This window comes from Bradyrhizobium sp. BRP56, assembly GCF_020194035.1.
In the GTDB taxonomy this organism is placed as follows: domain Bacteria; phylum Pseudomonadota; class Alphaproteobacteria; order Rhizobiales; family Xanthobacteraceae; genus Bradyrhizobium; species Bradyrhizobium australafricanum.
Genome location: NZ_JADYVV010000020.1, coordinates 87224 through 102554, shown reverse-complemented (window position 1 = coordinate 102554; position 15331 = coordinate 87224). Strand labels below are relative to the sequence as shown.

Here is a 15331-nt window from a genome sequence, read left to right as displayed (position 1 = left end):
GTGCTATCCGATGTGCCAGCGCACCGCCCAGCCGGGGAGGTCGCTGGACAACGCTCCGCCCCAGATCGCAGTTCCCTTCGGCTCCGGTCCATCGGGGATGTCGCGAGCGGACAAATTGGCTGTCAGCCGCAGCGTGCTGCCGTCGCCCATCTGCCAATGCGCCGTCAACAGGTCGCCAGCCACGATGGCATCGCCGAAACGGCACCCCTTGAGCCGCGGCATGATCTCCTGCCGGCGCACGGCGAGCAGGTCGCGCACCAGCGCAAGCCGCGCACGCGCCGGATCATGGCCGAGCGCCGCCCAGTCGAGCACGGCCGATCGCACCGTTTCGTCGGCAAGCGGGTCGGGAATGTCGTTGCCATATTTGGCATAGGCCCAGGCGAACTCCTTGCGCCGTCCGGCGCGGACGGCATTGGCGAGATCGCCCTTGAAATCGCAGAAGAACGGGAAGGGCGTCGTCGCGCCCCATTCCTCGCCCATGAACAGCATCGGCGTGGTCGGCGCGATCAGCGTCACCGCCAGCGCCGCCGCGACCGCCTCCGGCCGGGCAATGCTGACGAGACGATCGCCGAGCGGCCGGTTGCCGATCTGGTCGTGGTTCTGCAGGAAGTTGATGAAGCAGGTCGGTGACAGCATGCCGCTCGGCTCGCCGCGGGCCTTGCCGCCCCAGAACTCCGAGACTTCGCCCTGGTAGATGTAGCCGGACGACAGCGCGCGTGCGAGGTCCTGCTTCGGCGCCCGGTAGTCGCCATAATAGCCCTGCGTCTCGCCGGTCAGCAGCACGTGCCAGGCGTGATGATAGTCGTCGTTCCACTGGCCGCGGAATTTGCCGTGCGGCGGATCCTCGGCGGCATCGAGCAGGCTTGCAATGTTGTCGCCGTTTTCGAGCACGAGGTTGATGGAGCGGCCGGTCTCGGTGGCGAGCTTGCCGGCGGCCTTGCTGAAGTCATGGAGCACGGAGACTTCGCCGGCTTCGACGATGGTATTGACCGCATCGAACCGCAGCCCGTCGAAGCGATAGTCGCGCAGCCAGCTCACCACGCTGCCGATCGCAAACGCGCGCACTTCGGGCACGCGATAGTCGATCGCGCTGCCCCACGGCGTGTGCGCGTCACTGAAGAAAGAGGGCGCATAGCGGCCGAGATAATTCCCCTCGGGCCCAAAATGATTATAGACCACGTCGAGCATCACCATCAGCCCGCGCAGATGCGCTTCGTCGATCAGGGTCTTCAGGTCCTCGGGCCGGCCGTAGGCGCTGTCGGGCGCGTACCACAGCACGCCGTCATAGCCCCAGTTGCGCTTCCCGGCGAAATCCGCCAGCGGCATCAGCTCGAGCGCGGTGATGCCGGTCGCCACCAGATGATCGAGCTTGTCGATCATGGCGCGATAGGTGCCCTCGCGGGTGAAGGTGCCGACATGGGCCTCGAGGACGACGGCCTCATGCCAGGGACGGCCGCGCCAGTCCGTCGCGCGCCACTTGAAGGCGGCGTGGTCGATCACCTCGCTCGGGCCGAACACGTCGTCCGGCTGGAATGCGGAGGCGGGATCCGGCACATCGACTTCGTCATCGATGCGGAATTTGTAGCGCGTGCCGGCGCGCGCGCCCGGGATCTCGGCGACGTACCAGCCGGCTGCATCGCGCGTGAGCGGATGCGGTTTGTCGATCAGCAGGTCGACGCGCTTGGCCGCCGGCGCCCAGAGCCGGAAGCGCGTGCCGTCAGGTGTCAGCTCGGCGCCGAAATGTTGTCTGTTCATGTGGAGCCTGCAAATGCCAGCACCGAGCGCGGCGGTGCCCTGGTATCGGCGCCGGATGCGAATTGCTCACCCGTTTGCTCGGCCTTGGTCGTGTTCAGGACCTGCCGCCAGCTCTTGTATTCCGCCATCCTCGGCATCCTGAACACGATCTCCTGCGGTGCCGCATTGAGCACGATAAAGATCGGCGCCTGTCCTGGTTCCATCGGTCCCAGCACATAGGCGAGGAATCGGCTTTCGGGGAATTTCCAGTCGGATTCCTTCATCTCCTCCGCTGCCGGCGTCAGCCAGAGCACGCCGTAGCTGCCGTCGGTGCGGCGGCCGTCGAGCCAGCGCTGGCAGCGGATCTGGCCGAAGCGCTGGCGCAGCGCGGTGAGGTGGCCGATGAAATCGATGGCGTCGTCGTCCGTGCCGAGGTTCTCCCAGCCGATCCAGCCGGTCTCATTGTCCTGGCAATAGGCGTTGTTGTTGCCACCTTGCGTGTTCGCGACCTCGTCGCCGGCGAGAATCAAAGGCGTGCCCTGTGCGAGCAGCAGGCAGGCCAGCGCATTCTTCCTGAGCTGCCGGCGCAGCGCGATGATGGCAGGATCGTCGGTCGGGCCCTCATGGCCGCAATTGTTGCTGTGATTGTCGTTGGAGCCGTCGCGATTGTCCTCGCCATTGGCCTCGTTGTGCTTCTCGTTGTAGCTGAAGAGATCGGCGAGCGTGAAGCCGTCATGCACCGTGATGTGGTTGACGCTGGCGCGGGTCGCACGGTTGTCGTGGTGGAACAGATCGGAGGATGCGGTCATGCGGCCCGAGATGTCGCCGATCAGGCTGCCTTCGCCGCTCCAGTAGCGCCGCATCGCGCTGCGATAGCGGTCATTCCATTCCGACCATTGCGATGGAAACGCGCCGACCTGGTAGCCGCCGAGACCGAGGTCCCAGGGCTCGGCGACCATCTTGGCGGTCGCCAGCACCGGGTCCTGGCGGATCGCGGTGAGGAAGGGGTGGTTGCGATCGAACCCGTTCGCCCCGCGCGCCAGCGTGGTGGCCAGATCGAAGCGGAAGCCGTCGACATGGCAGACCTCGACCCAGTAGCGCAGCGAATCCATCACCATCTGCAGCACGCGCGGATGGGTGAGGTTGACCGAGCTGCCGCAGCCGGTGAAGTCGTCGTAGAAGCGCGGGTTCTCGCGGTTCAGCCAGTAATAGGAGGCATTGTCGATGCCGCGGAAGCACAGCGTCGGGCCCATATGGTTGCCCTCGGCGGTGTGGTTGTAGACGACGTCGAGCAGCACCTCGATGCCGGCATCGTGCAGCCGCGCCACCGTGGTGCGGAAGGAATCGAGCGCATTGTCCTGGGCGTAGCGTGCCTCCGGCGCGAAGAAGGCGATGCTGTTGTAGCCCCAGTAGTTCGCGAGCTTCTTCTCGACCAGGATACGGTCGTCGATCAGGCCGTGGATCGGCAACAGCTCGATGGTGGTGACGCCGAGCCGCTTGAGGTGGTCGATCATCGCAGGCGACGACAATCCGCCATAGGTGCCGCGCAGGTTCGGCGGCACGTCCTCGCGCTTCTGCGTCAGGCCCTTGACGTGGGCCTCGTAGATGATGGTGTCTTCCCAGGGGATATGCGGCCGGATCTCGCGGCGGCCCCAGTTGAAGGTCTCGTCGACCACGACCGCCTTCGGCATGCCGCGGGCATTGTCGCGCCGGTCGAACGAGAGGTCCTCGCGCGCGCTGCCGGTGCGGTAGGCGAAATGCGCGTCGCTCCATACCAGCCGGCCGGCGAGCCGCTTGGCGTAGGGGTCGAGCAGCAGCTTGTTGGCGTTGAAGCGATGGCCGCGCTCCGGCGCGTAAGGCCCGTAGACGCGATAGCCGTAGAGCTGGCCCGGCGAGACGTCGTTGAGATAGCAGTGCCAGACGTCCTCGGTGCGCTCCGGCATCTCGATCCGCTCGAGCTCGCGGCGGCCCTGGCCGTCGAACAGGCACAGCTCCACCTTCTCCGCGTTGGCCGAGAACAGCGCAAAATTGGTGCCTCTGCCGTCCCAGCTTGCACCGAGCCGTGCGGACGTACCCCCGGTCAGTCGCATCAATCAGCTTTCCGGTACGAGGAAGATCGCAGCCAGCGGCGGAATGGTCAGGTTCAGTTCGGGCGTCGCGCCCTCCGATGCGCGCACTTCGCCGACATTGCCGACATTGGTGCCGCCGTAATGCGCGGAATCCGAGTTGAACACCTCGTGCCACTTGCCCGCGAACGGCACCGGGACGCGATAGTTGCGGTAGACGTTGGGTGAGAAGTTCGCGACCACGAGGCAGCGTGCGCGCTCAGCATTGCCCTTGCGGATCCAGGCGAACACATTGTTGTTGGCATCGTCAGTGATGACCCATTCGAAGCCGGCTTGGTCGCAGTCGAGCTCGTGCAGCGCCGGCAGCGCGCGATAGAGCCGGTTGAGGTCGCGGACCAGGTTCTGGATGCCGCTGTGCTTCGGCTGTTGCAGCAGATGCCAATCGATCGAATAGTCGTGATTCCACTCGCGCTCCTGGCCGAACTCGCAGCCCATGAACATCAGCTTCTTGCCGGGGTGACCAAACATGAAGCTGTAATAGGCGCGCAGATTGGCAAAGCGCTGCCAGTCGTCACCGGGCATGCGGCCGAGGATCGAGCGCTTGCCGTGCACGACCTCGTCGTGGGACAGCGGCAGGATGAAGTTCTCCGAGAAGGCGTAGTGCAAGCCGAACAGGATGTCGCCGTGATGGTATTTGCGGTGGATCGGGTCCTTGCCGATGTATTTCAGCGTGTCGTGCATCCAGCCCATGTTCCACTTGTAGCCGAAGCCGAGCCCGCCATATTCGACGGGACGCGACACCTGCGGCCATGCGGTGGATTCTTCCGCCGCCGTCGTCGCCTGCGGAAAATGCGCGAACAATTCGGTGTTGAAGCGGCGCAGGAAGTCGATCGCCTCGATGTTCTCCCGACCGCCATATTTGTTCGGAATCCAGCCGCCGGCGGGACGGCTGTAGTCGAGATAGAGCATGGAGGCGACGGCATCGACGCGCAGCCCGTCGATGCCGTAGCGATCAAGCCAGAACAGCGCGTTCGACACCAGGAAGTTGGTGATCTCGGTGCGCCCGTAATTGTAGATCAGCGTACCCCAATCGAGGTGACGGCCCTGCAGCGGATTGGCGTGCTCGTAGAGCGCGGTGCCGTCGAAATTGCCGAGCCCGTGCGGATCGTCGGGGAAATGCCCGGGCACCCAGTCGAGCAGCACGGCGAGCCCTGCGCCGTGGCAGGCGTCGATCAGCGCGGCGAAATCGTCCGGCGAGCCGAAGCGGCTGGTCGGCGCGAACATGCCCGTCGGCTGGTAGCCCCAGGAGCCGTCGAACGGATGCTCTGATATCGGCAGGAATTCGACATGGGTAAAGCCCATGTCGCTGGCATAGGCCGGCAGCTGCTCCGCCATCTCGCGATAGGTCAGCCACTCGTTGCGGCCCTTGCGCCGCCACGACCCGAGATGGACCTCGTAGATCGACATCGCCGAGCTCAGCGCGTTGACGCGATCCGGCGCCGGGCGCGGATGCGGGATCTTGCGCTCGTCGATCACGATCGAGGCGGTCTTCGGGCGCACCTCGGCGGCGAACGCCAGGGGATCGGACTTCAGCGGCAAATGCTGGCCGTTACGCCCGATGATCTCGAACTTGTAGTGGTCGCCGACCCTTGCACGCGGGATGAACAGTTCCCAGTAGCCCGGGCCGCGCACGCGCATCGGATGCCGCCGTCCGTCCCAGAAATTGAAGTCGCCGACCACGCTGACCCGCCGCGCATTCGGCGCCAGCACCACGAAGCCGATGCCGTCGACGCCGTCGAGCGTCATCGGATGCGCGCCGAGCGTATCGTAGACGCGCTGATGCGTGCCTTCGCCGAGCAGATAGAGATCGAAATCGCTCAGGATCGGCGGAAAGCGGTAGGCATCCTCGAGCTCGACGACGTTGTCACCGAAGCGGGCGCGGAGCTGGTAGCGCGTCGAGCCGTTCGGCAGGGGGCCTGCGAACAGGCCGGCGTCATGGATTCGCGCCAGCTGTGCGGTCTCGCCATGCTCGCCGATCGCCTCGACATTGCTGGCATCGGGCAGGAAGGCGCGCACGACGTTGCGATCCCCCTCGGGGTGAAGCCCGAGATAGTGGAAGGGGTCGGAGTGGCGGCCCTCGATGATGGCATAGGCCTCGGCGGGCAGTTTGCTCATGCAACCTCATGCGGCTGTTGCGCCAGGATCCTCAGCAGGCCGGTGAGCGGCACCCGCAGCCAATCCGGCCGGTTGGCCAGCTCATACTCGATCTCATAGAAGGCTTTCTCAAGCAGGAAAAAATTGAGCAGGCGATCGGCCGTCTTGGCGTCGGCGGGCCACAGCCGCTGGCCTGCCACCGTCTCGCGATAGGCCGCCAGCAGGGTATCCGCGGCCTGGTCGCGCCAGTCGGCCAAGGCGAGGCTCAACCGGCCGCTCTCGTCGGGGGAGACCTTGAGCGTGCGTTCCAGCGCGGCGGTCGCCGCATAGTCGATCGAACGGATCAGGCCGGCGACGTCGCGCGCCGGCGGTGCCTTGCGCCGCCGCTCGGCGATGGTGCGGCCCGGTCCGCCGTCGAAATCGATGATGAAGACGTCGTCCTTGACCACCAGCAACTGACCGAGATGCAGGTCGCCGTGATGCCGGATGTTGAAGCCGTCGGTTTCGCGCGGCAGCAGTGCCTTGAGCCGCTCCGGCAGCGTGTCGTGCTGGGCCTGCAACTGATCGGCCAGCAGCCGGTCGGCCTCCTTCAGGGAGCCGCGCCGCTGCTTCAGCGTATCGAACACACGCTCGGCGCGCGCCATGATCTCGTCGGCCCAGCGCTGCAGGTCGTCGGGCTTGGTCGGCTCGGGCGCGAAGTCCGGCAGGTCGCGGTTGCTGGCGAGCGCCAGATGCAGCTCGGCGAGCCGCTTTCCGCTATGCGACATGTGGCGCAGATAGGTGGCTTGGTCGCCGTTCTCCACGGGGTGCTCGCTCACTGTCAGCAGGCGCTGCCGTTCGACCAGGCGGTCGAGGTGTGCGCCTGCGATGGTCCAGAGGTCGCCCTGGTTGACGACCATGGCATGCAGCACGGCGATGGCGCTGCGCTTGTCGCCCTCGATCAACTCGGCGGTGCCGAGCAAGGCAGGGGTGTTCGGAAAGTTGACCACCTCGGTGAGGAAGCGGCCCATCTCGATCTCCGGATTGATACCGACCTCGAGCTTGCGGTAGATCTTGGTGACATACTCGTTGTCGACCAGCGCGGTCGAATGCGGCTGGTCGTTCTCGAACACCCGGATGCGCTCGGGCTGCCGCACCGGCCGGTCGGAGAAGCGGCTGGTCGGCCGGAATTCGAGCTTGAGGCCCTGCTCGCCTTCGTCGACCGTGAGGTTTTCCCGCAAGTTGCGCAGGAACAGGCCGGTGAAGATCTGGTCGGTGGCGACATCGAGCAAGGTGCCCTCGCGCGCGCCCTGGCGCACGGCGGCGAACGCGCGCGGATTGTAGCGCTCGCGGTCGAAGCGCACCCATTCGATCTGCATCGGCAGCACGTAGCGGCTGGTGGTGCCGCGCTGCGTGGTCTCGAAGAAGGCGAGCCACGGCCGGTTGTCGCCGATGTCGCAGAACGGGATCGCGGAGACCAGCATCGGCTGGATCGCGCTCGCGGATCGTTCCGGATACCAGCGCGTGCGGGCGAGATGGCCGGGCAGCACGTCGTGCTCGAACACGCCGCGGGTGCGCGCCAGCGACATCCAGGTCGAATTCAGCGGCACCACCAGCGTCTCGAATTCCGGGACCGCGCGCGGCGTCACCGGCTCGGACTTGTCGCGCTCCTGCAGCTGGAACCAGTAGAAGCCGTACGGCGCGAGCGTGATCATGTAGGGCAGCTCGCCGATCGCCGGGAAGCGCGTGCGCCCGAGCATCTCGAGCGGAATGCGGTCCTTGAAGGCGGAGAGGTCGAGCTCGGTGGCCTGCGCCGACCGCGACAGATTGGCGACGCACAGGATCGCCTCACCCTGGTACTGGCGCACATAGGCCAGCACCGAGCGGTTCTCCGGGCGGATGAAGGTCATGGTGCCGCGCCCGAAGGCAAGCGTCGACTTGCGCACCGCGATCAGCCGCTTGGTCGCCGAAAGCAGCGACGACAGGCTGCGCGACTGCGCCTCGACATTGACGGATTCATAGCCGTAGACCGGGTCCATGATCATCGGCGCGTAGAGTCGCGCCGGATCGGCGCGCGAGAAACCGCCGTTGCGGTCCGGCGACCACTGCATCGGCGTCCGCACGCCGTTGCGGTCGCCGAGATAGATGTTGTCGCCCATGCCGATCTCGTCGCCGTAATAGATGATCGGCGTGCCCGGGAACGACAGCAGCAGCGAGTTCATCAGCTCGATCTTGCGCCGATCGTTGTCCATCAGCGGCGCAAGGCGGCGGCGGATGCCGACATTGATGCGGGCGCGCGGATCGTTGGCGTAGGTCGACCACAGATAGTCGCGCTCGACGTCGGTGACCATTTCCAGCGTCAGCTCGTCGTGATTGCGCAGGAACAGCGCCCACTGCGCAGCGGCGGGAATGTCGGGCGTCTGCCGCAGGATGTCGGTGATCGGAAAGCGGTCTTCCTGGGCGATCGCCATGTAGATGCGCGGCATCAGCGGGAAGTGATAGGCCATGTGGCATTCGTCGCCATGGCCGAAATATTCCTGCACGTCCTCCGGCCATTGATTGGCTTCGGCCAGCAGGATCTTGCCCTTGGCGTAGGCGTCGAGCTCCTGGCGCAGCCGCTTGATGATGGCATGCGTCTCCGGCAGGTTCTCGTTGTTGGTGCCGTCGCGCTCGCACAGATAGGGAATGGCGTCGAGCCGGAAACCGTCGACGCCGGTGTCGAGCCAGCGCTTCATCACCTGCACGATGGCGCGCACCACGCGCGGATTGTCGAAATTCAGGTCCGGCTGGTGCGAGAAGAAGCGGTGCCAGTAGAACTGGCCGGCCTCCGGATCCCAGGTCCAGTTCGACTTCTCCGTATCGGTAAAGATGATCCTTGTATCGAGGTATTTCTGGTCGGTGTCGCTCCAGACGTACCAGCTGCGCGCGCTCGAATTCGGCGGGCTGCGGCGCGCGCGCTTGAACCACGCATGCTGGTCCGAGGTGTGGTTGACGACCAGCTCGGTGATGACGCGCAGGCCGCGCTTCTTGGCCTCCTGGATGAAGCGCTTGAAGTCCTTCATCGTCCCGAAATCGGGATTGATGTCGCCATAGTCGCCGATGTCGTAGCCGTCGTCGCGGCCGGGCGAGGGATAGAACGGCAACAGCCACAGCGCGGTGACGCCGAGTTCCTGCAGATAGCCGAGTTTCTCCGTCAGCCCCGCGAAGTCGCCGATGCCGTCATTGTTGCTGTCGGCAAATGCCTTGACATGCAGCTGGTAAATGATCGCGTCCTTGTACCACAGCTGGTCCGCAGTCTCGGTTGCGACCTTCTCCTGGGTATTGACGGAGGAGAATACGTTCATGACGGCTCCTTCAGGCGACACAGCGCAGCAGCAACGCGGGATCGCGCGCAGGATCTATACGTAGACGGATGCCTCCCCATTCGAGCGCGTGGCGCTCTCCGGTGACAAGGTCTTCCACTGCCGAGACGGGGCGGCGGGCATCGCCACGGCCGACCATGACGTCGCCGAGCGGCAGCCAGACCTCACGCAGCTCGGCTGACAATGCAATCGCGGCCGCGATCACATTGCCCTGATCGACCGCCTCCTTGATGAAGCCGATCACGCCGCCGTCATCGACACTGATAAAGCGCAAATTGGCGAATTGTTGCAGGGCCGGATTGCCGCGTCTGATCCGGTTGAGAGCTGCGATATAGGGCTTGATGTTCCCCGGCTGCTCCCAGTTGCGAACCCTGATCTCGTACTTCTCGGAGTTGAGATATTCCTCGCGGCCGGGGACCGGCGTGTGCTCGAGCAATTCGAAGCCGCTGCAAATGCCATAGCTGCTTGAAAGCGTCGCGGCCAGCGCGAGACGCGACTTGAACATCCAGGATTCGCCGCTTTGCAGGTGGAAGGGCAGGACGTCCGGTGTGTTGACGAAGAAATTCGGCCGAAAGAAGTCACGCTCGGGATAGGAGGTCAACTCGCCGAGATATTGTTCGAGCTCGAAGCGCTGCGTCCGCCAGGTGAAATAGCTGTAGGACTGTGTGAAGCCGAGCTTGGCGAGGCCCTTCATCAGTTTCGGGCGCGCGAAGGCTTCCGCAAGGAACAGCACGTCCGCGTCGCGGTCCCGCACCTCGCGGATCAGCCACTCCCAGAACGCCAGCGGCTTGGTGTGCGGATTGTCGACCCGGAAGATCCTGACGCCCTGTTCGACCCAGAACAGCGCGACGTCGCGCAGCGCGCGCCACAGGGCGCCGGCGTCTTCGGATCCGAAATCCGGGTTGACGACATCATCCCAGCGCTGCGGGGGATGCTCGGCGGTGCGCATCGATCCGTCCGGGCGCCGCTTGAACCACTCTGGATGTTCGTTCAGCCAGGGATGATCGGGGGAGCACTGCACGGCGAAATCGAGTGCGACCTCGAGGCCATGCGCCTGGCTTGCCGCCACGAAGGCGCGGAAGTCGCCGAGCGTGCCGAGTTCCGGATGCACGGCGTCGTGGCCGCCCTCGGCTGCGCCGATCGCATAGGGGCTGCCGGGATCGCCGACCTGTGCGATCGCGGCATTGTTGCGGCCCTTGCGGTGCTGCCGGCCGATCGGGTGGATCGGCGCGAGCAGGACGACGTCAAAGCCCATCGCGGCGATGTCGGGAAGCCGCGCGATGCAGTCGTTGAAGGTTGCATGCGTGCCCGGTGTCTTGCCCTGGCTGCGCGGAAACATCTGGTACCATGCGCCGCTGCGCGCCCGCGGGCGGTCCGCGGTCAGCGGGTAGAGCTGCGATCGCATCAGATCGCGGCGAAACTGGCTGCCGGCCATCGCCTCCCGCAATTCGGGCGCGAGCAGCGCGCCTGGTTCGCCGGTCTGCAGAAAGATTTCGCACTGCCTGATGATGACGGCCGCCGCCGCCGGGCTGCCGGCCTGCGCCTGGGTCAGCATGCCCGCGCCTTCGAGCGCGTCCAGCGTGCGATCGCTGCCGTCGCGCGGCTTCTGCTCGAAGCGATGCCGCCAGCTGGCGAATTCATCGGTCCAGGCCTCGATCGCGAAGGCGTAGCGGCCGGGCCGGTCGGGCACGAAAGCGCCGCCCCAGCGGTCATCGCTGTGCGCCGTCATCGGCGCGATCTGCCATTCGCTGTCGCCCTCGCGCCGCCACACCAATGCCGCCGATATCACGTCATGTCCGGCACGGTAGATGTCGGCCCACACCTCGACAGGTTCGCCCACAATGCGCTTGACCAGAAAGCGGCCGCCATCAACCGACGGATAGACATCGGTGATATGAAAAGTGCCATGGGCACTCTCGACAGGCCGGAGGGTTTTGTTCACGGTGATGCCGCCATTAAAAATGCAAATGACGTCCCGGCGCCGGGAAGGAGGCGCGCCAGACCCATATAGAAAGCCGCTCGCCGGGCAATGGTTCCCGGTGGGAACGCCGGATAGGGTAGAGCGTTGAACATCAACTATCCCTTTCCCGTATCTGTACAATTTAGCAACGATCCACCAACCGTTGCGAGCAGGCAGCGTGCCGAATGGACCTTTACGCCAAAGCCCAGACCCTGGGAATCCAGACCGAGTATATCGATGGCAGCGGTCACCGCCGTGTGACAACCCCCGAGGCGCTCACGGCGATCCTCGACGCGCTGCCGCCGCAGGCGCCCCGTCGGATCATCGCCGATCCCGTGGTGGTCAGAGGCGGCCAGGCTGCGCAAACGCAGCTCTCGGAAGCTGCCCGGCTTCCGGTGCAATGGAAGCTTGCGGATGGCACCGGGGTGCTCGCGCAGGGCGAGGCGCGTGAGCGCAGTGTGACGTGGCCGTCCGGTCTGCCCGAAGGCGTGCATCGGCTGCAACTGTCGGACGCATCGGGCGCCAGCGAGGAGCTGCCACTGCTGGTGGCGCCGCACGGCGCCTTCGGCGGCGAGTTCGACCGCTGCTGGGTGATCGCGGTGCAACTCTACGGCGTGCGGTCAGCGCGCAACTGGGGCATCGGTGACTTCACCGACCTGCAGCACCTGCTCGAATTCGCCCACCGGCTCGGCGCCGACGGCGTCGGGCTCAATCCGCTGCATGCGCTGTTCGACGATCGGCCCGGCGATTGCAGCCCGTACTCGCCGAACAGCCGGCTGTTCCTCAATGGGCTTTACATCGACGTCGAGCAGATTCCCGAATTCCGCGTCGATGCCGAGACCAAGGCCGCGCTGGCACCGCTCCGCAGCCACGACATGGTCGACTATGTCGGCGTCGCGGCGCAGAAATGGCCCGCGCTGCGCGCGGCGTTCGCGGCCTTCAAGGCCAACCCGGGCCTCGGCCGCTGGCAGGATTTCGAGGCCTATCGCAACGAGCAGGGCACGCTGCTGTCGCGCTTCGCCTGCTTCGAGGTGATGCGGCACAAATTCAACACGCCGTGGTGGGAATGGCCGGACGAATGGCGGCAGCCGAGCGATGCTGCTTGTGCCAAAATGCGCCGCTCGCGCGATTCTGCCGCCGAGGTCGAGTTCGTCGAATTCGTGCAATGGACCGCGGACCGTCAACTCGGCGCCTGCCAGGCGCTGGCGCACAAGCGCGGCATGCGGGTCGGGCTTTATCTCGACGTCGCCGTCGGCGTGCAGTCGGACGGGTTCGACGCCTGGAATGAGCAGATCGCGATCTCGCGCCATCTCGGCGTCGGCGCGCCGCCTGACCCGCTCAACACGGCGGGCCAGGACTGGGGGCTTGCCGGCTTCAATGCCGCGGGTCTTGAACAGCGCTCGTTCGAGCCGTTCAGGCAGATGCTGCGCGCCTCGATGCACCACGCCGGCGCGATCAGGCTCGACCACGCGTTCGGGCTGAAGCGGCTCTATCTGGTACCGCGCGGCTTCGGCCCGGCCAATGGCGCCTATGTGCTGATGCCGTTCGAGGCGCTGCTGGCGGCGACCGCGCAGGAGAGCGTGGCGAGCCGCTGCGTCGTGATCGGCGAGGACCTCGGCACCGTACCTCCCGGGTTCCGCGAGCAGATGAACGGCTGGGGCATCTGGTCCTATCTTGTGATGATGTTCGAGACCGACGACCGGGGCGTCTTCCGCAACGCCGACTACTATTTGCCGGATGCGCTGGTGACCTTCAACACCCACGACCTTTCGACCTATGCGGGCTGGCGCTCGTTCAGCGACCTCAAGACCAAGCGTGCGCTCGGGATCGATCCCGGCGAGACCGACGAGGGCCGCTGGCACGCGCTCGGCCAGCTCGACGACGTGCTGCGCCGGCACGACATCCACGCGAACGATTTCTATTCGGTGGCAAGCTTCCTGGCACAGACGCGGTCGCGGATGATGGCGGTATCGATGGAGGACCTGCTCGGCATTGTCGAGCAACCGAACATTCCCGGCACCGTCTACGAGCATCCGAACTGGAAGCGGCGGCTCCCGGTCTCGATCGAGCATCTCGCGTCGGCGATCGACGTCGACGCGCTCAAGCGCGCGACCCGCGAGCGCTCGCACACCGGGTAACGCGGAGCGCAGCGCGTGGCCTCTCGTATCGAAGACTATGGACTGATCGGAGATTGCGAGACCGCCGCGCTGGTCGGCCGCGACGGCTCGATCGACTGGCTGTGTTGGCCGGCGTTCGATTCCGACCCCTGCTTCGCGGCGCTGCTTGGCACGTCGAGGAACGGTCGCTGGCTGCTGGCGCCCACAGGCGAGATCAAGCAGACCTCGCGGCGCTACTGGGACGATACGCTGATCCTGGAGACCCGGTTCGAGGTGGAAGGCGGCGCGGTCGCGCTGATCGACTTCATGCCGCCGCGCGGCAACGCCTCCGATGTGGTCCGCCTCGTTCGCGGCATCAGCGGCCGCGTCAAGATGCGTATGGAGCTGGTGATCCGCTTCGGCTTCGGTGTCGATGTCCCATGGGTGCGGAAGAATCCGGATGGTGACGGGCTTCTGGCGATCAGCGGGCAGGACATGACCGTGCTGCGCACGCCGGTCGAAACCCGCGGCAAGGATCTGACCACGATCGCCGATTTCGAGATCGGGGAGGGCGATACCGTGCCGTTCGTCCTGACCTATGGACCGTCCTATCACCCGGTGCCGGAGGCGATCGACCCTGAGGCTGCGCTGAAGGACACCGAGGAATATTGGCGGGAATGGTGCAGCCGCTCGACCTATGACGGCAGCTATCAACGCGCCCTCGTGATGCGCTCGCTGATCACGCTGAAGGCGCTGACCTTCAGGCCGACCGGCGGCATCGTCGCGGCACCCACCACGTCGTTGCCGGAAAAGCTCGGTGGCGCGCGCAATTGGGACTACCGGTTCTGCTGGCTGCGCGACGCCACCTTTACGCTGCTGGCCCTGATGAACTCGGGCTACACCGAGGAAGCGGCAGCCTGGCACAACTGGCTGCTGCGGGCCGCCGCCGGCGCGCCGGCCAACATGCAGATCATGTACGGCATCCTGGGCCAGCGACGCCTCCTGGAATGGGAGGCCGGATGGCTGTCCGGCTATGAAGGGGCGCAGCCGGTACGCGCCGGCAACGCCGCGCATGCGCAGCTTCAGCTCGACGTCTATGGCGAGCTGATCGACGCCTTCCATCAGTCCCGCATGGCCAAGCTGAAGCTCGACGAAGAGAACTGGTCGCTCGAGTGCACCGTCGTCACCCATCTCGCCGATGTCTGGGATCAGCCGGATCACGGCATCTGGGAGCGCCGTGGCGCCCCCAGACACTACGTGTTCTCCAAGGTGATGTGTTGGGTCGCCTTCGACCGCGCCATCAAGAGCGCGGAGCGGTTCGGCTTCAAGGGGCCGCTGGTCAAATGGCGGGTGCTGCGCGAGGCCATCCATCGCGACATCTGCCAACGCGGCTTCGATCCCGGCCTCAACAGCTTCGTCGAGAGCTATGGCTCAAAGCTGCTCGACGCTAGCCTGCTGCTGCTGCCGTCGGTCGGCTTCCTGCCGCCGGGCGATCCGCGCATCCGCGGCACGATCGACGCGGTCGAGCGGCACATGATGCGCGACGGGTTCGTGCTGCGGCACGATCCGCGCGAGATGTCCGATGAGGTCCAGCCGATCGAGGGCGCGTTCCTGGCCTGCAGCCTGTGGCTAGCCGACGCCTATGTGCTGGCAGGAGATGTCGACAAGGCGCAGACCATGTTCGACCGCGTGGTGGCGGTCGCCAACGATCTCGGACTGTTGGCCGAGGAGTTCGATTCCGGCGCCGGCCGGCAGACCGGCAATTTCCCGCAGGCGCTGACCCATATCGCGTTGATCAACACCGCGCACAATCTCAGCGCCGCCAGGGCCGACGCCGAGAAGCCCGCGGTGCAGCGGTCGACTTAAACCACCGCGGCGATGCCGCCCTCCGTCTTCCGCTTGCGGCACCGCCGCAGGTCCGCGCTGCCAAAATATCGAAAACAACCCCATGCAAAGGAGCCGGCAGCTGCCGGCATTCGA

Annotated in this window: 7 protein-coding genes; 2 read left to right on the top strand and 5 right to left on the bottom strand. The window is 65.7% G+C overall.

Going from position 1 to position 15331, the window contains the following annotated elements:
* Window positions 1-3: 3 nt before the first annotated feature.
* From treZ to I6F38_RS16605, 5 genes are read right to left on the bottom strand one after another with little or no spacing between them, the layout of a single operon-like run.
* Window positions 4-1755 carry a malto-oligosyltrehalose trehalohydrolase gene (gene treZ, locus I6F38_RS16625; protein WP_225161090.1) on the bottom strand — a complete coding sequence of 584 codons (1752 nt, stop codon included), beginning with the start codon at window positions 1753-1755 and terminating at the stop codon, window positions 4-6.
* Window positions 1752-3824: a glycogen debranching protein GlgX gene (gene glgX / locus I6F38_RS16620; protein WP_225161089.1), complete on the bottom strand. Its 2073-nt coding sequence runs from the start codon at window positions 3822-3824 to the stop codon at window positions 1752-1754. The genes treZ and glgX overlap by 4 nt, the downstream gene beginning before the upstream one ends.
* A 3-nt stretch (window positions 3825-3827) precedes the next feature.
* Window positions 3828-5975 carry a 1,4-alpha-glucan branching protein GlgB gene (glgB, locus tag I6F38_RS16615; protein ID WP_225161088.1) on the bottom strand — a complete coding sequence of 716 codons (2148 nt, stop codon included), beginning with the start codon at window positions 5973-5975 and terminating at the stop codon, window positions 3828-3830.
* Window positions 5972-9277 (bottom strand): maltose alpha-D-glucosyltransferase, encoded by a 3306-nt coding sequence (gene treS / locus I6F38_RS16610; RefSeq protein ID WP_225161087.1) that lies wholly within the window; start codon window positions 9275-9277, stop codon window positions 5972-5974. The genes glgB and treS overlap by 4 nt, the downstream gene beginning before the upstream one ends.
* Before the next feature lie 10 nt (window positions 9278-9287).
* A complete protein-coding gene (locus I6F38_RS16605) occupies window positions 9288-11237 on the bottom strand; it encodes an alpha-1,4-glucan--maltose-1-phosphate maltosyltransferase (protein ID WP_225161086.1) in 1950 nt (649 codons plus the stop codon).
* Between the two features lie 203 nt (window positions 11238-11440).
* Between I6F38_RS16605 and malQ the strand changes: the two genes are divergently transcribed.
* Window positions 11441-13393 carry a 4-alpha-glucanotransferase gene (malQ, locus tag I6F38_RS16600; RefSeq protein WP_225161085.1) on the top strand — a complete coding sequence of 651 codons (1953 nt, stop codon included), beginning with the start codon at window positions 11441-11443 and terminating at the stop codon, window positions 13391-13393.
* Window positions 13394-13408: 15 nt separating this feature from the next.
* The gene (locus I6F38_RS16595; protein ID WP_225161084.1) at window positions 13409-15217 is read left to right on the top strand and encodes a glycoside hydrolase family 15 protein; all 1809 of its coding nucleotides are present in this window, start codon (window positions 13409-13411) and stop codon (window positions 15215-15217) included.
* Window positions 15218-15331 lie beyond the last annotated feature (114 nt).